This is a genomic window from Treponema sp. R8-4-B8, from assembly GCF_054786175.1.
Genome location: NZ_BDHE01000005.1, coordinates 70,873 through 93,487 on the forward strand (window position 1 = coordinate 70,873; position 22,615 = coordinate 93,487).

The 22,615-nt window shown below is 43.8% G+C and carries 22 protein-coding genes and 1 pseudogene; 11 read left to right on the forward strand and 12 right to left on the reverse strand.

Annotation, left to right across the window (positions count from 1 at the left end; all coding sequences use genetic code 11):
- Positions 1-46: 46 nt before the first annotated feature.
- From ACYVRA_RS01700 to ACYVRA_RS01740, 9 genes are all read right to left on the reverse strand, one after another.
- Positions 47-901 (reverse strand): leucine-rich repeat domain-containing protein, encoded by an 855-nt coding sequence (locus ACYVRA_RS01700; RefSeq protein WP_461251017.1) that lies wholly within the window; start codon positions 899-901, stop codon positions 47-49.
- A gap of 243 nt (positions 902-1,144) precedes the next feature.
- Positions 1,145-3,340: a methyl-accepting chemotaxis protein gene (locus ACYVRA_RS01705; RefSeq protein ID WP_461251018.1), complete on the reverse strand. Its 2,196-nt coding sequence runs from the start codon at positions 3,338-3,340 to the stop codon at positions 1,145-1,147.
- Positions 3,341-3,342: 2 nt separating this feature from the next.
- The gene (locus ACYVRA_RS01710; protein WP_461251019.1) at positions 3,343-3,585 is read right to left on the reverse strand and encodes a hypothetical protein; all 243 of its coding nucleotides are present in this window, start codon (positions 3,583-3,585) and stop codon (positions 3,343-3,345) included.
- 70 nt (positions 3,586-3,655) lie between these two features.
- On the reverse strand, positions 3,656-4,024 hold the full coding sequence (locus ACYVRA_RS01715; protein WP_461251020.1) for a hypothetical protein: 369 nt from the start codon (positions 4,022-4,024) through the stop codon (positions 3,656-3,658).
- 341 nt (positions 4,025-4,365) lie between these two features.
- Positions 4,366-6,396, reverse strand: a complete 2,031-nt coding sequence (oadA, locus tag ACYVRA_RS01720) for a sodium-extruding oxaloacetate decarboxylase subunit alpha (protein ID WP_461251021.1) — start codon at positions 6,394-6,396, stop codon at positions 4,366-4,368.
- Positions 6,397-6,421: 25 nt separating this feature from the next.
- Positions 6,422-6,667: a hypothetical protein gene (locus ACYVRA_RS01725; protein ID WP_461251022.1), complete on the reverse strand. Its 246-nt coding sequence runs from the start codon at positions 6,665-6,667 to the stop codon at positions 6,422-6,424.
- 53 nt (positions 6,668-6,720) lie between these two features.
- Positions 6,721-7,764: a prolipoprotein diacylglyceryl transferase gene (gene lgt / locus ACYVRA_RS01730; RefSeq protein ID WP_461251023.1), complete on the reverse strand. Its 1,044-nt coding sequence runs from the start codon at positions 7,762-7,764 to the stop codon at positions 6,721-6,723.
- A 1-nt stretch (position 7,765) separates the two neighbouring features.
- The gene (locus tag ACYVRA_RS01735; RefSeq protein ID WP_461251024.1) at positions 7,766-8,905 is read right to left on the reverse strand and encodes a nucleotide-binding protein; all 1,140 of its coding nucleotides are present in this window, start codon (positions 8,903-8,905) and stop codon (positions 7,766-7,768) included.
- Positions 8,902-9,306, reverse strand: a complete 405-nt coding sequence (locus tag ACYVRA_RS01740) for a hypothetical protein (RefSeq protein ID WP_461251025.1) — start codon at positions 9,304-9,306, stop codon at positions 8,902-8,904. Before ACYVRA_RS01740 ends, ACYVRA_RS01735 begins: the two co-directional genes overlap by 4 nt.
- A gap of 108 nt (positions 9,307-9,414) precedes the next feature.
- Here ACYVRA_RS01740 and ACYVRA_RS01745 point away from each other — a divergent pair, with 108 nt between their 5' ends.
- From ACYVRA_RS01745 to serS, 3 genes are all read left to right on the forward strand, one after another.
- Complete coding sequence (locus ACYVRA_RS01745) at positions 9,415-9,981, forward strand: DUF4398 domain-containing protein (RefSeq protein WP_461251026.1); 567 nt, start codon at positions 9,415-9,417, stop codon at positions 9,979-9,981.
- Positions 9,982-10,001: 20 nt separating this feature from the next.
- Positions 10,002-10,499 carry an acetolactate synthase small subunit gene (gene ilvN, locus ACYVRA_RS01750; RefSeq protein ID WP_461251039.1) on the forward strand — a complete coding sequence of 166 codons (498 nt, stop codon included), beginning with the start codon at positions 10,002-10,004 and terminating at the stop codon, positions 10,497-10,499.
- 317 nt (positions 10,500-10,816) lie between these two features.
- On the forward strand, positions 10,817-12,091 hold the full coding sequence (gene serS, locus ACYVRA_RS01755; protein ID WP_461251027.1) for a serine--tRNA ligase: 1,275 nt from the start codon (positions 10,817-10,819) through the stop codon (positions 12,089-12,091).
- Between the two features lie 280 nt (positions 12,092-12,371).
- On the opposite strand, the gene ACYVRA_RS01760 is transcribed toward serS, so the two are convergent.
- The 3 genes from ACYVRA_RS01760 to ACYVRA_RS01770 are packed head-to-tail and all read right to left on the reverse strand — an operon-like array spanning position 12,372 to position 14,315.
- Positions 12,372-13,685, reverse strand: a complete 1,314-nt coding sequence (locus ACYVRA_RS01760) for an MFS transporter (protein WP_461251028.1) — start codon at positions 13,683-13,685, stop codon at positions 12,372-12,374.
- Between the two features lie 54 nt (positions 13,686-13,739).
- Complete coding sequence (locus tag ACYVRA_RS01765; RefSeq protein WP_461251029.1) at positions 13,740-14,078, reverse strand: type II toxin-antitoxin system PemK/MazF family toxin; 339 nt, start codon at positions 14,076-14,078, stop codon at positions 13,740-13,742.
- Positions 14,079-14,315, reverse strand: coding sequence for a hypothetical protein (locus ACYVRA_RS01770; protein WP_461251030.1), 237 nt, complete (start codon positions 14,313-14,315; stop codon positions 14,079-14,081). It abuts the gene before it with no gap.
- 105 nt (positions 14,316-14,420) lie between these two features.
- Here ACYVRA_RS01770 and ACYVRA_RS01775 point away from each other — a divergent pair, with 105 nt between their 5' ends.
- The 8 genes and pseudogenes from ACYVRA_RS01775 to ACYVRA_RS01810 all read left to right on the forward strand — a co-directional run.
- A complete protein-coding gene (locus tag ACYVRA_RS01775) occupies positions 14,421-14,849 on the forward strand; it encodes a GntR family transcriptional regulator (RefSeq protein ID WP_461251031.1) in 429 nt (142 codons plus the stop codon).
- Positions 14,846-15,790 (forward strand): slipin family protein, encoded by a 945-nt coding sequence (locus ACYVRA_RS01780; RefSeq protein WP_461251032.1) that lies wholly within the window; start codon positions 14,846-14,848, stop codon positions 15,788-15,790. The genes ACYVRA_RS01775 and ACYVRA_RS01780 overlap by 4 nt, the downstream gene beginning before the upstream one ends.
- Positions 15,787-16,482, forward strand: a complete 696-nt coding sequence (locus tag ACYVRA_RS01785; RefSeq protein ID WP_461251033.1) for an ABC transporter ATP-binding protein — start codon at positions 15,787-15,789, stop codon at positions 16,480-16,482. Before ACYVRA_RS01780 ends, ACYVRA_RS01785 begins: the two co-directional genes overlap by 4 nt.
- Before the next feature lie 61 nt (positions 16,483-16,543).
- Positions 16,544-18,277, forward strand: a complete 1,734-nt coding sequence (locus ACYVRA_RS01790) for an ABC transporter permease (RefSeq protein ID WP_461251034.1) — start codon at positions 16,544-16,546, stop codon at positions 18,275-18,277.
- Between the two features lie 12 nt (positions 18,278-18,289).
- Positions 18,290-19,558: an ABC transporter permease gene (locus ACYVRA_RS01795; protein WP_461251035.1), complete on the forward strand. Its 1,269-nt coding sequence runs from the start codon at positions 18,290-18,292 to the stop codon at positions 19,556-19,558.
- 163 nt (positions 19,559-19,721) lie between these two features.
- On the forward strand, positions 19,722-20,453 hold the full coding sequence (locus tag ACYVRA_RS01800; RefSeq protein WP_461251036.1) for an outer membrane lipoprotein-sorting protein: 732 nt from the start codon (positions 19,722-19,724) through the stop codon (positions 20,451-20,453).
- A gap of 121 nt (positions 20,454-20,574) precedes the next feature.
- Positions 20,575-21,759, forward strand: coding sequence for a hypothetical protein (locus ACYVRA_RS01805; protein ID WP_461251037.1), 1,185 nt, complete (start codon positions 20,575-20,577; stop codon positions 21,757-21,759).
- A 52-nt stretch (positions 21,760-21,811) separates the two neighbouring features.
- A pseudogene (locus tag ACYVRA_RS01810) lies at positions 21,812-22,615 on the forward strand (hypothetical protein); the annotation flags it as partial.

A 22,615-nucleotide genomic window follows, 5' to 3' on the forward strand; every position in this document is an offset into this window, starting at 1 on the left:
ATAGTGAATAATGAGTAGTGAATAGCAAATAGTAAGGCTATTTATTTTAGTAGCGTTCCCAAACGTCATCACCTACATAAATGTAAAGACCGGCTTTTTTTTCAAGATCGTAATATGCTTTAAAAGACGCGCCATAACTCCCTAATGAAGTGTCACTCTTAATATCTGCTTCCCCGCCAATCTTTATCATGGTTATATTGTTTTCATGAAATGCCCCTACTCCAATAGATTTAATATTATCGGGGATTGTAACATCTGTTAGCTGATTATTACCAAACGTATAGGGAGCTATGGCGCTGACGCCGGTTCCAAAGGTAATTTTTGCTAATTTATTATTCCTGAACGCGCCCAATCCGACGGATTCTACCGAATCGGGAATAATGAGACGGGTAATATTATTTGAGGCAAAAGCCCAAATACCGATATTTTTTAAGTTTCTTGGCAAGTTTATGTCCGTTAGAGACAAATTACTAAAAACATTATCATCAATTGATGTAACAGGTTTGCTTTGCAGAGTATTTGGAATTGTAACAGAAGCGGTATTTTGCTCATTATAACGGGTAATGGTTACTTCCCCATTATCAATTTTGAACGAAAATGGGGTATTAAGCCCGTCGTCCCAAACCGCGTATAAATTCACATCATCATAACGTATTGTTATATTATCTCCCGTATAATAAAGCTGATCATAAAACCGCCATCCAAGAAAAGTATAGTCGCCTTTCGCGAGATTTCCTTTTCCAAGAATTGTTACGGTTTCTCCTGTTGAGTATTCTCTTGAATCTCTTGGAGGGCTGCCTGCGGTAGAATCATTACCATGATAATAAACGTGAAATTTTGTTTCTTCATAAGTACAGCCAAATAATAAAAAGATAGTTAATAACAAGAATGGATATTTCATATTATCTCCTTAATTGAGATTAATATATCTTAATATAACATAAATTCTATTCATCGTCAAGTTATAGGTTGTTTTTGAATATTAGGGGATGTCCAGTGGTTAGCGGTTAGTAGATAGTGGTTAGTAATTAGCAGGTAGTGATTAGTGTTATTGTTAGAAAACTAAGCTTGTTGCCATACTCTTAGCTTACTAACAACACAAAATATCTGCTACCCGCTAACTACTAACCACTTCTTTAAGAATTTACTCCACTTTAAACTTTGAAACTTCACGCAACAAATCGTTAATGGCTTCGCGGTTCTTTTGGGTCATATCATTGACGTTGTTTACGGCTATGTTAATCTGCTCCGCGCCCGTGGACATCTCGTTCATGCCGCCTGTTATTTCCTGCGTTACCCTTTCAAGGTTCTGGCTTTCTTTCATTACTTCCTGACTGCCGTCAAGCATTTCTTCGCTGCCGCCTTTTACCTGTATGGTTATTTCTTTCAAACTGCCTGTACTTTGCAGAAGTTGTTTGCTTCCCTCGCCTTGTTCTTCCATCGCGTTGCGGATATTCTCTTCCTGCTGTGAAACAGTCTTAACGCCAGTGTCAATCGCTTCAAACCTTTTAAGCACGTTATCGGTGGATTTGGTTATCTTGTCTATGGAGTCTTTTATTTTCTTTAAAACAGTGCCAATGGTCTTTGACTGCTCGCTTGAACTTTCCGCCAGTTTGCGGATTTCATCGGCGACTACGGCAAACCCCTTGCCCGCCTCGCCGGCGTGGGCGGCCTCAATCGCGGCGTTCATCGAAAGCAGATTGGTCTGGCTGGCGATGTTTTCCATTACCGAGTTAATTTCCAGCAAGCCTTCTGATTCGCGGGATATTTCTTGAATGTCTGTCGCCACTTCCTGCAATCCGGAGCGTCCTACTTCGGAGGCTTCTTTTAACGAATTTACATTAGTCGCGTTGTTGACCAGCGTGCCGGTGACAGAATTGATATTTGCCACCATTTCCTCAACGGCGGATGACGCCTGGGAAATATTTTGACTCTGTTTTTCCACTTCGGCGTTGAGTTTGTTGATGTTGGCGATAACCTGTTCCATTGTCGCGTTTGTTTCGGTTACGCTGGCGCTCTGGTTAATGACTCTGCCCTTGATGCTCTGGATGTTTGAGGTAATCTCGTTGATTGCCGCCGCGGTCTCGGTCATATTACTGGACAGGGCAGTACCTATATCTGACAAAGCGCCGGCCTGCTTTTTAATAAGAAGCACCAGGTTCTTAATTTTCTGAATTGTTTTGTTAAAGTAGTCGGCAAGGTCGCCTACCTCGTCTTTGGAACCGACGGGGATAGTCCGCGTCAGATCGCCTTCGCCTTCGGAGATGTCTTTTAGAGTGTTGGCTACCTTGACGATTGGCGCGGTAGTGTTGTTCAGGACAAGGTAGATAATTACAACCGCCGCTACTAGGGCTATCGCCGCCAAAATAATGACAAACGTTCTTAGCGCGTTCACTTCCTTCATTATATAAGTTTCCGTTGAACCGACCATTACAGACCATGTTGTCGGGGAAACCCCTATTGGAATATTGGCAATAGCCATTACCATGTTTGTTTTTAGTTCAGGGTCGTAAGCCATACCTTGCCATTCTTTCGCGTTTTTTATAGCCGTTTTAACGTCGTTTAAGTATTGGTCGTATTGCGTTTCCTCGTCAATTTTCTTTCCAATAAACTCAGGCAGATAATTTGCCAAAATAGACCCTTGGTCTGTGTAAATAACCATGCTGGTAACTTCTTCAAAATCTTTCATAGTCTGCTCTATTCTGGGCTGACACATGGCGATATCCAACTGACAGCCTACTACTCCGACTACGTCGTTTATACGTTTGTTAATAATAGGGACCTGGATTCTGACGCAATAAGTTTGCTTTCCCATATTAGTAAGAGGAGATATGTCGGACATAAAAACGGTCATTTTGTTTGGTCCCGTCATGTGTTCCATAATCTCAGAAACCATGGTGGCGTTTACAGGCTTTATAGTCCCGTCTTCCCTTGAAAGAACATAAGCGAATTGTCCTGTGGGAGTTGAACCTATCATGCCTATGTTACGCGCGTCATTGCCGTCAATAGCGTTTGGTTTCCAAACGGTAAAGATTCGTACAAAATCGGGCACGTCTTCAAAAACGGACTGCAAAGTGTCTTCGTATGTTTTGCGTCGTGTATCCGCCGCTATGTTTTCATAAAAGTTGAAGTTGTTTGACAATGTTTGCAGGATGTTTATATAGCCTGTCATGCGTCCGTCCCAATACTGCGCCCGCTGCCGCGCCAGATACATGGTTTTCTGTTTGGCAAGAGCCATAGTTATTTCACTTGACTTCACCAATTCAATTATGGCAATGCCACCCGCCACGATCGCTACAATGGCGATCATCATAATGCTCAGCTTGAATTTAATCTTCATTTTTATTCTCCTTTATTTTTTTGGTTTAAATTGTATTCTATGATTTTTCTCCCCATTAAATAATTTAACTTGCTTAACTTCTCGAAGAGTTCATTCAGATTGTCGCATATCGTGAGCATAAGGTTTATATTTTCCTCTGTTTCGCTGTCTATAGTTAAGTCTTTTCCCGCATCACTTAAGGTAGCCCATGAAGCAGGTTGTGATGTTTCTGTTATAAAAATGTCTTCTTCTAATATTCTTTCCATAAATAATACCTCTTTTTCTTCCGCGCTTTCCCTGTGATTTTAGGGAGAAAAACAAAATGAAAAAAAAGCGTCAGATTCGGAGTTTCAAAGAAATAAGATTTTTTATTGTTGGCGCATTGTCATTATTTATTGTTTTTAGACTCGCCACCTCCAGATACATCGCGATAACGAATATTCCGGCAAATGAAAATGCGCGGAACAAGCTGTTTCGCAGCAGGGAATTTGAATAGCTGTTGGCTTTTCTTATTGTAGCTCCGGCTAACCAATCAATATTATGGTTTTCTGAGGAATAATATCTGCCTGAACCCATATTGTCACTGATTGACTGTTCAAAGTAAAAGGCCTCACCCACAGAAATGGCAGACGAGCCTATTAAAGCAAGTATCAAATATACCAGAAGAATGAGATTTGACCTTTTTTCCATAATATTACAAGCCATAGTTAAATTTTATCACAAGATAAATATTATTACAAGAACTTGTTGTATAAAAATTACGAAAAATTTGACTGTTTTTGCAAATTTTGACCTATTAGTCAATAACATCTAAAACTTCACAAAACATTATTCTCAAATTTTATCTCGCAAAGGCGCAAAGGCGCAAAGGACGCAAAGTTCCTGTCCGATAATCCATTGCTGATTAAGATATATTATTTTAACTACAAATCTTGAAGGGAAAACGATGATCCTGCAAACAACAACCTTTGCGCCTTCGCGAGAGGTTTTTTTGTAAATATTTAGATGTTACAGAGTAGTAGTGTCTACTAACTACTGTCCAATATCTAACTTATCTCCGCTATCGGCTGTTTGGAAACAAGCGAAGTGCCAAGCGCGGCTATAAAATGCACTCTGCCGGAGGCGTTTGCTTTTATTTCCAGTTCCATTTTCATGGACTCGATAATTGCGATTGTTTGACCGTTGGAGACTGTTGCGCCTTCGCTTACTGAGTAACGTAAAACAACGCCCGCTACAGGAGCGCCAACTACCGTTCCGCCGCCGCTTGACGCAGGAGCCGCTGTTGGAGCCGGGGCAGCCGAGGGAGCCGCCGCAGGAGCGGCAATACCGGCGCCGCTGATTTCGGCGATAGGCTGTTTGCCTAAAACATTCGTGTTTAAGGGAACAATAAAATGCACTCTGCCTGACGCGTTTGCCTTTATTTCCAGTTCCATTTTCATGGACTCTAAAATTATTATTGTTTGGCCGTTCTTTACTTCCGCGCCTTCAGAGACGGCATAGCGAAGTACAACGCCGGTTACGGGAGCTATAACAGTTACAGAACCAACTCCACTTGACGCGGCAGGCGCGGCGGCTGTGACAGGAGCGCCTGCTGTTGGAGCTACGGCTACTGTTCCTGCGGGAGCGACAACAACGTCGTAATTCGCGCCGTTTACGTTTATAGAGTAACGCGCGGCTTGTCCTTTAGCGGCAGGAGCGCTCTCGGCTTCAGGTTTAAAAACCACGGGCCCGTCGGCGCGTTTTTTGAAAAATTCAGGCGCGACTTTCGGGAACATCGCGTAAGTTAAAACGTCTTCGGTTGTAACTGTACTTGTTCCTAAAAGTTTTTTTACCTCTTCTTCAAGTTTGGAATATTCCGGCTGAATGTCGTCCGCAGGGCGGTGGGTGATTTCTTTTTCCATTTTAAGGGCATCAAGGGCTTTCTTAACAACATCGGGATTTTTTTGCGCGGGACACGCGCCGTACTTTCCAACGACAAGGTCCTGGAATTCGCCTGAGAGCTTGTTGTACCTGCCAAAAAGCACGTTAAACACGGCTTGCGTTCCGACGATTTGGCTTGTGGGAGTTACAAGCGGCGGGAAACCGGAGTCTTTTTGAACAACCGCTATTTCCTTGAGTACTTCGTCAATTTTATCGGAAGCGCCCTGTTCTTTAAGCTGGCTTTCAAGGTTACTCAACATTCCGCCTGGAACCTGGCTCGCGAGGATACGGGTATCAGCGCCGAGGAAGCTCGACTCAAACTTTTTGTAGTTTTTGCGGACTTCGCGGAAATACGCGGCAATTTCGAGTAACAGGGCGGTATCAAGGCCGGTGTCGTACTCCGTGCCTTTGAAAATCTCTACCATTGTTTCCGTAGGGCTGTGGCTTGTTCCCATCGACATTGATGAGATTGTAGTGTCTAAAATCTCCGCTCCCGCTTCGGCGCACTTGGTAAGAGTCGCTACGGACATGCCTGTAGTGGCGTGGGTGTGGATTTCAATTTGCAAATCTGTCACTCTTTTAATAGCTTTTACAAGTTCGTAGCCTTCGTATGGTTTAAGAAGCCCGGACATATCTTTAACGCAAATTGAGTCCGCGCCGGTATCGGCAAGCTGTTTAGCGAATTCAGCGTATTTTTCTATTGTATGGAAGGGAGTTACCGCGTAGGAGATTGTCGCCTGAACATGTTTGCCTGTTTTCTTTGCGGCTTCTATGGCGGCTTTAAGGTTGCGAGGATCGTTTACCGCGTCGAAAATACGGAAAACATCAACGCCGTCTTTTGCGGCGTATTCAACGAATTTTTCTACAACATCGTCGGCATAATGCCTATACCCTAAAAGATTCTGGCCGCGTAAAAGCATCATTATTTTTGTATTGGGCAAAGCTTTTTTAAGTTTTTTAAGCCTTTCCCACGGATCTTCATTTAAAAACCTGATACAGGAATCAAAAGTAGCCCCGCCCCACGCTTCCAGCGCGAAAAAGCCCGCTTTATCAAGCTTGTCGCAAATGGGAAGCATATCCGCAGTAACCATGCGGGTAGCAAACAATGACTGATGCGCGTCACGCAATACTAAATCTGTTAATTTAACTTTTGGCATTTTTTCCTTCCTTATTTAATGTTATTTAATTTTTTCTGTATTCATTGACAGCGGCGCTAATAGCGGCGGTAACAGCGGAATTTCCTGATTGCTGAGTACCGGAAAATACGGAACCTACGGAACCTACGGATTGATCATTTTTTTTTTCCCCATGGGCTTTTTTAAGCTCATTGCTGAAAAACCAAATCATTGCCAATATTCCAACAATGATAACACCCATAATAGCCAAGCCCGCGACATTGCCCTGGTTTACCATATCCATTATACTCATTAGACCCTCCGGTTAGTTTTATAGTACCGAAAATGAAAATTATATTCAAGTGGCTATTTCAGTTTCTTTCGCAATTTACGGCGCTTGTTTCGCTCTTTCGCGGCTTCTTCCTTATCAGTATTTGCAGGAGGTTTTTCATCATCTTCACCGTACACATAGATAACCTCTTTATTTGGCAGGCGTGAAGCTATAATTAGCCAGACGACGCCAAAAAGAATCATTATAAAGCAGAGAATTTGCCCGGTTGAGAAACTAAGAAGGGGGTGGGCATAAGCGGTAGGAAGCGTGCTTTTTACAAATTCTATACGGTATCCAAGGTCAGCGTCCGGCTCGCGGAAATATTCGATAATGAAACGGAAAAAGCCGTAACCCAGAAAATAAAGCCCAATCAGGAACCCTTTAAAGGGTTTTCGTTTGCGGAAGAACCATATAATCGCCCAAAGGACAATTCCCTCAAAAAACGCTTCGTACAGTTGGGATGGGTGGCGGGGCAGGTTTACAAGAGTCCCTGTTATTTCTGTGCCGGTTTTTTCGGCAATTTTCATTACCCACAATTCTCTTACGGGAAGCGGCGTAGCATGCGGGAAAACCATTCCCAACGGGCTTGCGGTCGCTCTGCCGTACAGTTCCCCGTTTATAAAATTTCCCAATCTTCCAAACGTATAGCCAAGCGGAATGCTTGCCACGAACATATCGCAGATTTCCCTAAAATTATATTTTTTAACTTTCGCGTAAATTATGACGGAAAGAAGCCCAGCGAAAGCGCCGCCGTGATAACTCATCCCCTGAAGGCCTGTGAATTTGCCGTTGCGGAACGGCCAGAAAATTAACCACGGCTGTTTAATGTAAATGCCGTCTGTTTCATAAATGAGGGTGGAGAAAAGCCTTGCCCCGACAATCAAACACAGTATTCCCCATGTAAACATACCGGAAAGATCGTCTTCCGACATGGGAAATTTACGCTCTTTTATTTGCCAGCGGTACACAAGAAACGCCGTGGCAAACGCGAAAATGTACATAAGCCCGTACCAGCGGACTGGAAGGCCGGGAATTATTTCCGGTTTAAGCCATGAAGGAAACGGTATTGATAACGGCATACTATACCTTAAAGCCCTGCTGTATGGCTTTTGTCAGTTTTAATTTAATAAAGTTATTTTCCTTTTTAAGTTTTGATATTTCAAACTGCTGGGTTTTTACCGTTTCTATTAAATCTCCCTGATTCATCGCTCCTGAATGAAGCAGGTCTTCCACATATTCCATTTTTGCCTCGAAATCAACTTCCGCTTCAAGTTCCGCTTCTTGGAAACTGTCATCTATTTGTTTGTCGTCAAGCTCAAAATCGTCCGCCGGGCTCTCCAAAATTTTATCCGCGATACGGTAAATTGCCTGTGATAAAACAGCCTGCGGTTTGTAAAGAACAATTGGCAGCCTTGATGAAAGAGCCGTATCCTGAACTGAGTCGCGGTAGATTATTCCCATGTGTTCGATTTTTAAGTCGAGGTATTCTTCGCAGGAGCGGCGTATCTTCATCGCGACTTCCGCGTTTTTTGGCTCGTCTACCATATTCATAATCAGCCGGGGGTGGAGGGCGTTCAAACGTTTTACAAATCTTTCATGAGAAGCAGGATCTATTTTTTTTATCTGCGGCAGAAATTTTGGAATGTAGATATGCCCCGCCCCTTCTTTGCGTATATTTTCCAGTTGGGCGCGAGCCGGAGAGTCCTTTGTGCAGGAGGTGAACATCAGGCGGAATACTGAGTTTTTTAGGAATACGTAGGCGTTTAACACCGCCGTAACCATAGGAGCAGAAACGATAATGCCGTGGTTTGAGAGCAGGAAAAAATCTAAAATAGACTGATGCGTTCCCGCCCCAAGGTCAAGTATAAGGATATCGGTATCGTCTTTTAACGCGAGCAATTGTTTGACAAGCGCTTTGCGCTGGGAAACGGATAAGTTGGCGGTTCCCGGGATTTCATTGTCGCCGGGGATAAACCTAAGGCCGCGCACGTCGGTTTCGGTAATAACGTCGGCAAAATTTGATTTGACGTTATTGAGGTATGTCCCGACGCCGGTTTTTGGCGAATGATTTCCCAAAACAAGGTGCAAATTTGACGCTCCAAGGTCAAGATCCGTCAAAACGACCCGCTGTCCCGCCTGGGCGAAAGATATGGCTAAATTTGCCGCGACTAAAGATTTTCCCACTCCGCCTTTTCCGCTCGCGATTGGAATAATTCTCATTCTTTTTCCTCCATGTTCAATTTTTTAACATTTTTACTAATCAATAAAACGGCGCCCAAAGACAGTAAATCGGCGCATAATAATATCAGTCCGGCATATACGGTATAATCAGAGGTTTTCCCAATCATTGTAAATTGCCGGGAGACGATAAACCAGCCCAATAAAAGGAAAATGCCGATACACTTGCCCGCTGAAAAAAGGGGCAGATATTCCCTGTAGAGGTCGGTATCAAGCCAGATAAATAACGCCATAATGGGAAATAAAGCCCCCGGCGCGGCTAATATGACCTTTATAAGCAACCCCGGATCGTCACCCTGTATGATTAAAATGGCGGAAATGACCATGAGTTTTATACATTCAAATAAAAAAACTGCCGGTTTTAAGAACCGAACTATATTCATATATAGAAAATAAAGGGTGTATTGATAATAATCAAGTGGCTAACGATTAAGATAATACTGGAAACATATATTTTTATATGTTATACTTAAAAAATGAGGAGATTATTTATGAAAGTAAAATTTATCTATATTTTCTGTATTATTCTGGTTCTTTTTATAGGGTGCGCTAAACCGCCGGTTGAAGAAATGGAAAGAGCCCGCGAGGCTGTTTTTAAGGCTGAAAATGACCCAAACGCGGTTCAATATGCCTCCGGTACCCTTGCGCGGGCGAGGGACGCTATAAAACGCATGGAAGCGGAAGCGGATTCCAAGAATTATGAGAACGCCAAAACCAATGCGGCGGAAGCGATTGCGGCGGCTGAAAAGGCCATAAATGACGGCAAAGTCAGCGCCCAAAGAGTCGGAGAGGAAGCGAATTCTTTAATAACCGGTTTAAGGACGGAAATTGATGAAACCACAAAAAATGTAGCCGCCGCGCGTTATTCGCAGTTAGCGCTTGATTATGACGCGATTGATAAGGCAATCGTCAACGCTCATAATATAACGGATCAGGCGGAAATTGATCAGTCTATGGGCAGAAATCAAGAAGCTTTGGATAAGGCAAGAATTGTCCGCGCAAGTCTCAGCGAAATAAATCAAAAAGTCGCAAATGCGGCAACCGGCAAAAAAAAGTAACAATGGTTAAAAAGGGACTGATAAAACAACACATTGTCTCTACTCTTGTTGAAAACAGGGCAGGAACCCTAAGCAGGGTATCAGGCCTATTTAGCAGACGGGGATTTAACATTGACAGCTTAACCGTAGGCGAAACTGACAATCCTTCAATTTCCAGAATGACAATCGCGGTAACCGGCGAAGAGCGTATCCTAGAACAAATTATTAAACAGCTTGAAAAATTAGTTGACGTAATCGCCGTGAAGGAACTTGACGGCTCTTCCTGTCTGCGCCGTGAAATAATGCTTGTAAAAATCGGCGTTGACGAAAAAAACCGTCCTGCAGTCCTTGAGATAGCCGGCATCTTCCGCGCCCGCGTTGTCGATGTTTCTCAAAAAACCATCACTGTCGAAGCGACAGGCAACATGGAAAAACTAAACGGTTTGCTAATTCTTCTGCGCCCGTATGGAATTCTGGAGTTAGCCAGAACAGGCCTTGTCGCTCTGGAGCGCGGAGTTGATGTGCTTTCTATTAAATAATACTAGTAAACTGTAACTATTAAATACTTACAAAAAGACCTCTCGCAAAGGCGCTAAGGCGCAAAGTTTTCATACGTAAGATTTTCGTTATTCAAGTTATATTATCTTTTAACAAGAATTATGAAAGGAATACGAGAATCAAACGAACAACAACTTTGCGCCCTTTGCGTCTTTGCGCCTCTGCGTGAACCTCTTCTCTGATGTTTTCCTACAGACTCCTGCGCCTTTGCGAGAGAAAATTTTGGAATAATGTTTTGTAAATATTTTGATGTTACTGACTACTAGCCCAAGTTTTTTTATTTTGTTACAATGCCAATATGTTAGATTATAAATTTATCGCTGAGAATTTACATGCGGTTACGGCGAATATCGCGGATCGGTTTATGAAAGCTGATGCTGAGGCGGTGGCGCGTCTTTATAACAAGAGAACGGAACTTACTACCCACTTACAATCATTACAGCAGAAGCGTAACGCTAACGCGGACGCAATGAAGGGCAAGCTGGCTCAGGAAGAGCGTGGCGTTCTTATTGAAGAGGGGAAAAAATTAAAGGAAGGAATCGCGGCGGCGGAAAACGAATTGGCGGCTGTTGAAGCGGAGCTTTTAACTGAAGCGCGAAAAATCCCGAACATGGCGCATCCCGACGCGCCGGTTGGCAAGGAAGACAAAGACAATCTTGAAGTAAAGAGGGTAGGGGAGCCTGTAAAATTTGATTTTACCCCCGCTGATCATGTTAAGCTTGGGCAGGACCTCGATATTATCGACTTTGATTCAGGAACAAAGGTGTCTGGCACTAAATTTTATTATCTAAAAAACGAAGGGGTCTATCTGGAACTTGGCCTTATCCGTTACGCGCTTGATATTTTGCAAAAGAAGGGATTTACTCCCTTTATTACTCCTGACATCGCCCGTGAAGAAATTCTCGAAGGCATAGGTTTTAATCCGCGCGGTGCGGAGTCAAATGTGTATACCCTTGAGGGCGAAGAAACCTGTCTTGTAGGGACGGCGGAAATTACCCTTGGCGGTTATTACTCCAACATGATTCTTCCAAAAGATAAACTTCCGTTGCGGATGGCGGGTCTTTCCCATTGTTTCCGCCGTGAAGCGGGCGCGGCTGGCCAATTTTCCAAAGGACTCTACCGCGTTCATCAATTTACAAAACTTGAAATGTTTGTTTACTGTCTGCCCGAAGAATCAAGCCGCTTTCATGAAGAACTGCGCTCTATAGAAGAAGAAATTTTTAAAGGTCTTAACATACCATTCCGCGTAGTGGATACCTGCACCGGCGACTTAGGCGCTCCCGCCTACCGCAAATGGGATTTGGAAGCGTGGATGCCCGGCAGGAATAACGGCGAATGGGGCGAAGTGACATCCACCTCAAACTGCACCGATTATCAGGCGCGCCGTCTAAACATCCGTTTTAAAGACGACGACGGTAAAAATAAATATGTCCACATGCTGAACGGGACTGCAATCGCCATTTCCCGCGCCATTATCGCCATTCTGGAAAATTTCCAGCAAGCGGACGGCACAGTGCGCCTCCCAAGAGCTTTGGTTCCCTACTGCGGGTTTGACGTTATAAGGAAGAAGTGAATAGTGGGTAGTGGTTAGTGAGCAGTGAGCAGTGAGCAGTGAGTAGTGAGTAGTGAGTAGTGAGTAGTGAATAGTGAATAGTGAGTAGTGAATAGTGAGTAGTGAGTAGTATTTAGTAGTTAGATTTTCGCTTCATCTATCCACTATATACTATATACTGCTCACTGCTCACTTCTCACTGCTCGCTTCTCACTGCTCACTTCTCACTGCTCGCTTCTCACTGCTCACTGCTCACTTCTCACTGCTCGCTTCTCACTGCTCACTTCTCACTGCTCACTGCTCACTTCTCACTATCCTTCTGCCATTTAAGCCGAAGAAGCCATAAACACGCGGCGATGATTCGCAGGGCGAATATAATCGCAAAAGCCAACCTAAGCCCGTTTCTGTCGCCGCCAAGCGCGCGGTAAAGTGCTACGCCCGCCACGGGCATTACCGCGTTTGACAGGCATACAATGCAGGTGTAAACCGAGATTGAAAAACTGCGGTACTCTTCGTCCGCCACTTGCAAAAGGCATTGGAGCATATTCAGCGTAGTGGTCGCAAGCGGAAAGCTCACAATAGCGTGCAGCAGTAAAAAAACGTATGGCGCTATTGAAATTGGCAGACTGAGCGCGGTGATCATCGCGATTGGACAAAGGCTTAATCCCAAAATACCGAAGGTTACGGGAAGCACAACGCCGTGCTTTTCATTTACGCGGCTCCAAAAACGCATTGTTAAAAATTGGACTGATGTCGCGCCCAGTGTTGTAAGCCCAATTTGAAACTCATTCATTTTCAGATAACTGAACTGTCCTATAAAGTACAATGTCCAGTCAAAATGCCACGTCATGTAAAAGAAAACCGCGGCAGCGATGAACAGCAAATATTGCCTGTTATGCAAAATGCTTTTCACGGCTTTTTTTGTTTCAGAAAAAGAAACTCGTTTTGGCGTAATATGCCGAACGGCGCTAATTCCACGGTAATTTATCGCTGCTAATACCATAAACAGCGCGGCAAATAAATAAAAACTCTGATGAACGATAATTTTTCCCCTGCCCGCCGCAGTGTGAATTAATATGGCGCCGACCAACAATGGCAGGGGTATGCTGATAAAAACATCCATGTGGGAACGCATTGTTAAAACAAAGTTACGCTCCTTTAAATCCACGACTTCAGGAAAAAATGACTGCCATGAAATGTTATAAGTCGCCATAGCTCCCGCTGCAAACGCCAGGAAAACAAGAAAAAAGTAAATCGAATACTCATGATTAAGTTCGCTCCCGACATTCGCGAACCTGAAAAATGGCGATAAAGCGCAAAGCAAATACCCGGCCGCGCCTGTAATCAAAGCGCCAATTATTATGCGTCTTTTATTGTGAAGGCTGCCGGTAAATAGTCCTCCGGGAATCAGTATCAGCATGGTGAATATTTGCGGCAGGAATTGCACGAGGCTTAACTGGTAGTCTCCCGCGCCAAGCCTAAGCGCGAATAAATTGTTATTGTTGGAAGCTATGTTTACAGCTAACGCCGCAAGAAGGCCGTCCATCGCGTAACGCATGGCAACGGGGTTTGAGTCGGCGAAGTTCCTGACGCGGGTAAACGGGTTTATTAACATATTATTTTAACTGCCGGGTAAAATTTAGTCATCGTTGAATATCGCATAACGCCGCTATATTTCCAGCACCAGCTTTAGACGGCTATTCACTTTATCAATCATAAACTTTGGCAACATCGTTACATGTTCTAATAAATCTGTTTTATCAAGAGAATAAATTTGCGAAAAATTAACAGTTGATGTTTTTTCCAAACCGGAAATTGATTTTTCAAGCAGTAAATTTCCGGGCAGGGAAGCCAACTCCGTATTTGAAGTGATGATGGCGCAGATTACCGTTTTTATGCCGCTTCGGTTAAAACTGTCACCTTGAATAATCAGCACAGGGCGGCGTTTTGCGGGCTTTGATCCTCTGGGAAGCGGAAGCTCCGCCCACCATATTTCACCGCGAACCATTTACCAGTCTTCCTTGTCAAATGCTCTGTATACAACAGCCTTTAAATCATCATCAAGACTGGATTCGTGGTTTGCGTAATAACTATTTAACCTCTCGGTTATGTTATCCTGAGCGTGATTTTGAATGTACTCATTTATTGCGGTGCAATATAATTTACTGCGTGACATTTCGGCGGCGTAAGAAAACTTTTCCGCTTTATCAAATAATTCCTGATCTATATAAATCGCTGTTTTCATACCATTAAGTATGATAAAAGGTATAACCTTTGTCAAGTATTATTTTAGCTTTTTTTTTAAAAAATTTATTGACATATTGTACTAGTACATATATAATTGTACTAGATGAATAGTACAAGTACAACACAGATAAAAACCGCCTCGCAGGAAGCTGTCAATTTTACGTTGGACACGGTGAACGGCGCGCCTATTTACAGGCAGATTATCCAGCAGATTGAATATGCTATTCTTTCGGGGCGGATACAACCCGGCGACCGTTTGCCTACGATTCGTTCTTTGGCGGTGGAACTGAAAACAAACCCGAACACTATCGCCAAGGCATACAACGAATTGGAGATTCGCGGGATTTTGGCGACTCAAGTGGGCAGCGGCACTTACATTTCCGATAAAAAGCCCGTGCTCGAGGATGACAGCCTAAAACGGAAAATCAGGGAAGTTGCCGGAAGATTCATTCAAGAAATGCGGGATCTGGGAGTTGAAAAAAAAGAACTGCCCGGATTAATAGAGTCGCTTATAAAGGAGGAAAAGAAATGAGTTTTTTTGATAAAGGACAACCGTTGGTCAGTAACAAACCGATGAAAATGAAGCCGGATTTTTCTTTGATGTTGCTTCAGCTTGTCATATTGATTGTCGCGTCTATTGCGCTTACGGCGATTTTTTTCAAGACCGCTTCGCTGGAAAATATTTCGGATATTTGCGTCTATACTGCTGCTTTTCTTGTTGTGTTTATCCTAACGTTCTGCATCCGAAAAAATAATGAATGGGAACGCGCCATTGTTCTTCGTTTCGGCAAGTTTCAAAAAGTTAGAGGTCCGGGGCTGTTTTTCCTTCTGCCAATTGCCGACCGAGTCGCTCAAACAGTCGATATACGAATCAGGGTGTCGGATTTTTCCGCGCAGAAAACTTTAACTGGCGATTCCGTTACCGTTGATGTTGACGCGATATGTTTCTGGCTGGTATGGGATCCTCAAAAAGCGGTTCTTGAAGTTGAAAATTACATTGACGCTGTTGTGTACTCTTCAAAGACCGCTTTGCGTAACGCGGTTTCAAGCCACGATCTTTCTACTTTTCTTGAGCGCAGTGACGTAATTGAAAGACAAATTCAGGAAGAGGTTGACAAAAAAACCACCGATTGGGGAATAACGGTTCTTCATATTGAGATTACCGATATTCAGATACCCGAACCTTTACAGGATTCGCTTTCGCGTGTCGCTCAGGCGGAAAGGGAAAAGAATGGCCGCGTTCTTCTCGCGGAAGCGGAAATTGAGATTGCAAAAAAACTGGAAGAGGCGATTTCGATTTACGCCAAGAATGAAGGAGCGATGAAACTAAAGATACTTTCGATTTTAAACGAAGGTTTAAAAGCGGGGAACTCAATGATGTTGGTTCCAAATTCAATAGCGGAAGAACTCAAGACTAAGGATGTGTTTGGTCTTGCCGCGTTGAATGAGTTGAAAAAGGAGGCAAATAAATGACAGTTGTAAAAGCGGAAAATGTAGTAAAAGACTACGGTCTTAATGATCAGACGGTACACGCCCTGCGCGGCGTTACCCTTGAATTTCAAGGCGGGGAATTTACCGCTATCGCAGGCCCTTCGGGGAGCGGCAAGTCTACGTTTCTTCATTTAATCGGCTGCCTTGATACGCTGACAGGCGGGAGCATAATCGTAGGCGGTTCCAATACTAGTAATATGACGCGTAACCAGCTCGCGCTTCTACGGCGGTACAGTATCGGTTTTATTTTTCAGGCGTATAACCTTATTCCCGTTCTATCAGTAGAAGAAAATATTTCCTTCCCGCTTACGTTGATGGGAGTAAATTCAAAAGAAATCAAAGAACGCACCGCGCAGGTGTTACGCGATGTCGGTCTTGAGGGAATGGCTAAACGCCGTCCTAAAGAAATGTCAGGCGGCCAACAGCAGAGAGTCGCAATCGCGCGCGCCCTTGTAAAAAAGCCCGCCATTATTTTAGCGGACGAACCTACCGCCAATCTTGATTCCACTATCGGGCGCGAGATTCTTGAACTGATGTTAAAACTGAATAAAGCCGAAGGGACGACTTTCATTTTCTCCACGCATGATCAGATGGTTATGGATTACGCCCGCCGTCTTGTGCGTATCCGTGACGGGCAAATTGAAAGCGATGAGGTAAAGGGAGAAGCGGCATGAAACTTTTTTGCATATTCGATTTAAATGCGTACTCCTGCGAGCGCTTTAAAAAGGGGTGAACATGAAATTATCAGGTATTTGGGAATTAAAGAAAATTGCCATGCGTAACATTGCGCGTCACAAGGTAAAAACTCTTCTGACATCGGCGGCAATTATGGTGAGCGTCGCGGTTTACATCTTTATAAATAGTTGGTTGGGCGGTATGACTATTGAGTCGCGTAGAAATATTGTTAATTACGAATTAGGCGCGGCAAAACTTCAAACCAAACTCTACTTTGAAAAAAAAGACGAGCTGCCAAGTTATGAAAATTTTTACGGCTGGGAAATATACAGTGACGCGCTTTCCAATGAGGGGTATGTAAGCGCCCCACGTTATACTTTTTCAGGTACGCTTTCCTCTACATCGGGTTCCGCGCCGATTATTTTTTACGCTGTGGAACCCGAAGCTGAACGGGAAGTTTTGCGTTATGTGCCATATGTTGATTTTGGGCGTTTTATACAGAATGGCAATTTTGAAATCGCTCTTGGAACTGTTGCGGCGGAAAAATTGAAAGTAGGCATTCCTTCGCGCCCTTACAGAAAAGAACTTGAAGAGCTGATTTCTCTTACCGCGCAAAATAGTCAAGACGCTGATTTTATCCGCTCTCTTTACAGTGAAGCTCCCGTATCAAAAAACATTTTTGATCCTGTTGATACAAAGGCGGTTAAAGGCAATGAGCGCATGATGTTAAAAAAGAACGCTTCTAAACCTGACCTTGACCGTTATTGGGAGATGATTGCCGCGTCAGGAAGAAATAACGTCCGCATTAACGCGGTGATCGATATTAAAGCGGCTCCTGAAATTATCCGCGTTGACAAATGGAACGGAGAATTATTTCCCGCGTTACGCGAAGAAGATAAAACTCTGGTGCAGTCCGCTTATAATTTAGAAGAATTTATGGGTTCGTATATTTTAATTGAAGACGATGAAAATCAACTTGCAAAAGTTTTAGACGCGATGATTCGCGCCGGTTTTCAGGGGGCTGTGAATCATATTAATCAGGCTTTTGAAGTGGTTGTAGCCGGTGTTATTAATTCTCCCGACCCGCTGCCAAACGGCAACACGGCGTACATTCCGCTTGATATTTTGCAGAGTGAAACGGGCATGATGCTGCAGGGCGCGGTAACGGAATTAATCATCAGAGAAAGAGGAGTTCCCGATTCACGGCTTCCCGGAGAAAGCGAAAGCTCCGCCGTAATAACCATAGCGCTTAACAAAGGACTTGCCGGTATGGGGCTGGCTTTGCCCGATGATCTAGCCGTACATACATGGCAGGACTACATGGCTGAGTATCTTGGTTACGAGGAGATACAAACAGGAGCGCCACAGGTACTGGCATTTCTTTTATTGCTTCTTTCCTTCCTTGGAATTTCCAACACGATTTTGCTTGCGATACTGGAACGCACAAAAGAAATCGGCATGATGAGGGCGATGGGAATGACTGACGCTCAAATGATCCTAACCTTTATGCTGGAAGCCGGCTTTATAGGAATTATCGGTTCCGTATTGGGAATAATTATTGGTTGTGCTTTTAATTATCCCATGGTGAAATACGGTTTGGATTTTAGCGCTATGTCGGACACCTTGAGCGGAGGAATCGGCTTCCGTACAACTGCAAATTTCCGCAGCGTGTGGAATGTACCGATAATTATCGGCTCAGGCGTTGTCGCCACATTGTTGTCGTCGTTTGTAGCGTATTTCCCAACGCGCAGGGCGTTAAAGAAACCAATTACCGAAAGTTTGCGGTTTGAATAACGGAGGTTAAAAATGAACGAATATAAAAAAGGCGGAACCGCGATGTTAATCACTATCGCTTACCGTAACATTTGGCGTAACATGAGGCGCACGCTTTTTTGTCTGTCTGCCGTGGGAATAGCCGTGTTCTTTATTGTTGTTTATTCGTCTTTGATAGAAGGAATGATCGAGAGCATAAACAAAACGGTGCAGATTTATGAACTTGGCCATATCAGAGTAGTGTCGTCGCAGTATGAAGCGGAAAGCGAGTATATGCCGGTGCAGTACCCATTGGCTGACGGAAAAAGCTGGAAAGAAATTGCCGCTGATATTTATAAAATACCTGGCGTTAGGGCGGTCTTTCCGCGGATTGCGACAATGGCTACTTTGCAGGATAACACCGTTAAACACGCTGTTCTTTGGGGGCTTGATATTAAAGATGAAATGGCGGCTAACCCGTTTAATCTGACGGATCGCAGCGACGGTTTGAAAGAAGGACGTTGGCCGTCTCCCGAAGCTAACGAATGCGCCATAGGTCATGTCTTCGCGCAAAAAGCGGGGTTATCTGTTGGCGATAAAATTACATTTAAGACAATATCGGCTCAATATTCGGAAAAATTTCTTTCACCAAAAATTACGGGTATTTTTACTTTTGATTACATCAAGTTAGACGAAACCTACATTGTCATGGATATAGAAAGGCTTCAGCGGCTATTGGTTTTAGATGAGGGAACGCAATCGCTAGTAATTTATCTTAACGATGAAAAAACAAGCGGCGCTATTACAGAAAAAGTTAAAAATCTTTTGGGAGAGGACAGTTATGTGACGGAATGGAATGATAACTACTGGGTATCAATAATGAAAGTTGCGAGTAACATATACACTGTTGTATTTCTGGTATTCCTGATTGTCGCAAGTTTTCTTATAATTAATACAATAGTGATGATCATACATGAGCGCATCAAGGAAATCGGCATGATGGGCTGTCTTGGCATGACCCGCGCGGAAATTGTAAAAGTGTTTTTCTTTGAATCTTTTTTCATGGCGGCCTTTGGCGCTCTTGCCGGAGTGGTTATCGGCGGGATATTAACCGCGGTAGGTTCCCGTTATCCGCTTCGCATGGGAGACCTGTACGGAAACACATTCAGCGAAATGCCGCTTAGCAACGCTATTTTTTTCCAATTCAGTCCGATTTTGCTTTTAAGGGCATGGCTGTTAGGCGTAGTAGTATCGTCTATTTTCACATTAATTCCGTCGCTTAAAAGCGCGTTTGTAGAGCCTGTTGAGGCGTTGAGGAGATAGGGAATGAGCAGTGAGCAGTGAGCAGTGAGGAGTGAGGATTGTTGTTAGTAAACTTAGCATTGTTTTGCAATCATAGATTACAAACAACAATCACTACTCACTGCTCACTATTCACTCCTCACTGCTCTCCCCACTCATAAATAAATAAAAGGAGGTTAAAAAAATGAAAAAAATATTTTTCATTATGGTGTTTTTATTGACTACTGGTCTTGCTTTTTCTCAAACTGCGGCGGATCTGCTACGGCGCGTGGATAACAACGAGATTTACGCGACGATTGAGTATGAAGGCGAGATTATTATCGAAAATGGGAACCGCCGTTATGTGAAAACATTTAAGGCGTGGGGCAGGGGAAACACTCACAGTTTTATTGAGTTTACAAATACGGAAGACAGGGGAACAAAGTATTTAAAAAGGGATGGCAGGCTCTATGTGTATTCGCCTGACACGGAAGAAGTGATGTTGATTTCGGGACACATGCTCAAAGAATCGATGATGGGTTCCGATATGTCCTACGAAGACACGCTTAATAACGAAACTTTAACCAGCCGCTATGATCCTGTTATCGCGGGTTCTGAAACAGTAAACGGACGTGATTCGTGGGTTTTGGAGCTAAAGGCAAAAAAGAAAACTGAAAGTTATCCTTCGCGCAAATTATGGATAGACAAAGAAAACGGCGATCTTTTACGCTATGAACTTTTCGCTCTTTCGGGAGTTAAATTAAAAGATTATAATCTGTTAAGGGTAGAAGTAATTAGCGGACGGCGTTTCCCTGTAGAGGGAGAAATGCGCGACCTTATGCGAAAAGATTCAAAGACTAAGTTTATTATGAGAAATGTAGTGCTGGATAAGCCTATTGCGGATTCGGTTTTTAGTCAGAAGAATTTGGAGAGGTAGGAACAATGAACAATGAGCAGTGAGCAGTGAGCAATGAGCGAGGTAACTAATCTGCACGTGGTACTTCACGATAAGATTACGGACAATAACATTGCTAATTGCTAATTGATAAGAGGTGACTATGAAACGAAAAACTTTTTTATTTGTATTCGCATTTCTTGCAATTACCTTCAGTCTTTCCGCGCAAATTACTGTTTCCGGTATACTGGATACTTCCCTTTCCATGCAGGCGGGAGCGGCTGACGCGCCGGATTTTTTAATGGGGTTTGAAGAATACGCTAATATTAGATTTCAATCTAAAATTAGGGACAAGGCAGCAGTCTATGGCGCGGTTAATTTAATCGCCGCTTCGGGAAATTATGCGGATAACGCGAAGATGATGGCGGGTCTTGGAATCGGCTCTCCTCTAAATTCGACATCTTATGTCTACGGAGAAAACTACATTGCAGGAATTGAGCTTGAACGTCTTTATTTCCGGCTGTTAGGTGAAACGGTAAATTTTGACGGCGGGCTTATGCGTCTTCCGTTTGGCTATGGGCAAGTGTGGGGGTCTTCGGATTTTCTCAATCCAAGAAATCCGTTAAAGCCTGACGCCCGCCCGCGCGCGATTCTGGGAGCGGCATTTTTCTGGTATCCGACGGATGAGACAAAACTGAATGTTTTTTATTCCGCGCCGCGCGATCCTTTTTCGCAAAATGGCGGCGGCTCATTTTTAGGACTATCTTTTGATAAGCACTGGAATAAGGCAAGCATTCAAACGCTGTACTGTTATGAAACGCCAAAAGCAGATTCGGATTACGGCATTCACCGCGCGGGACTTTCCGTAAAGGCTGATTTAGAAGTGGGGCTTGTCATAGACGCGCTTTATACCTACAACCACGAGGCACAGACGAAACTTGACGGGCTTTCTTTCAGCGCGGGAGCGGATTATTCTTTCTTTGACGGCAAATTAATCGTCCTTGTAGAATATCTGTACAATGGCGAAACATCGTCAACCGCGCTTGGTTATGGCGGCAGTTTTTCCAATAACAATTATTTGTATACCGGCTTAACATTGCGTTTTAATGATTACACCAATGTAAACGCCGCGCTTATTTCCGGTTTGGATGATATTTCCTTTACGCCGGTTATCACTTTGAACCACGATTTGTTTCAGGGAGCGGTTTTGACAATTACCGCTCAAGTTCCTCTTGACCGCGATTTGTTTTCAAGCGACGGAAATCGCGGCGAATTGGGACCTGTGCCGCCGGGTTTGAGTACAGGCCGCTACTTTGATTGTACTGCCAGAATAAGACTTAGGTTTTAGTCGGCCTAATTACCGTATTTATTTTTTTTTATATTTGAAATATTATTTAAGAATGAAAGAAGCCAATTATTTCCGTACCGCATTAATCGCCTGTATCGCAGCCGCCAGTATTGCCGTCTCTTTAGGCATTTACGCGCTGTTGCTTTTTTCTTGCGGAATTAAAACCACAATTGACGGAATTATGATAATGCCCGGAGAAGAATTCATCGCAGAGCGGGAATTTTTGGAACAGCTTATTTCGCAGCAGGATTTTCAGAATTCATTAAGAGTCCGTTTGATTCATGAAAACGATACGCAGGAACAGGGAATGACAAAAAAAGCGCGATCTGCCATTTCACCTAACATACTCATTGAGTTTGCGGCATCATGGGCACAGGCTGAAGGGATTCCCGTTTCAAAAACATGGTTTGTACCCAGAGAAAATCCGTTGGCGGCGCGTACCGGAACAAGTCTTGCCGCCTGCCTTGAAGGGAGCGAGACTCTTGTTCCTATCGGGGAAATTGCGCCGCCGTATATGGGGCTTTTAGTAGACGGCCTGTGCGCGGCGGATGACGATTATCCTCTGATAAGGTATGTTTCAATCCGCATAAAGGCGGCGGATGATGGCGGCAGGAAAAAAATGCGGCTTCTGAAAAAAATTACCGCGTTGGAAACAACTCTCGCGCAGGCGCCTAAGCCGCTGGTGCGGAATACGCCGTCAATTGTCTGGATATGCGCCGCAGGGGACCTTATGCTAGATAGGGGCAGCGGCAATATTTTGATCGATGAAGGAGCCGAGGGTATTTTGGGAAAAACAGCGGACTATTTTAAACGCTCTAATCTTAATTTAGTAAACCTTGAAGGAGCGGTCAGCAAT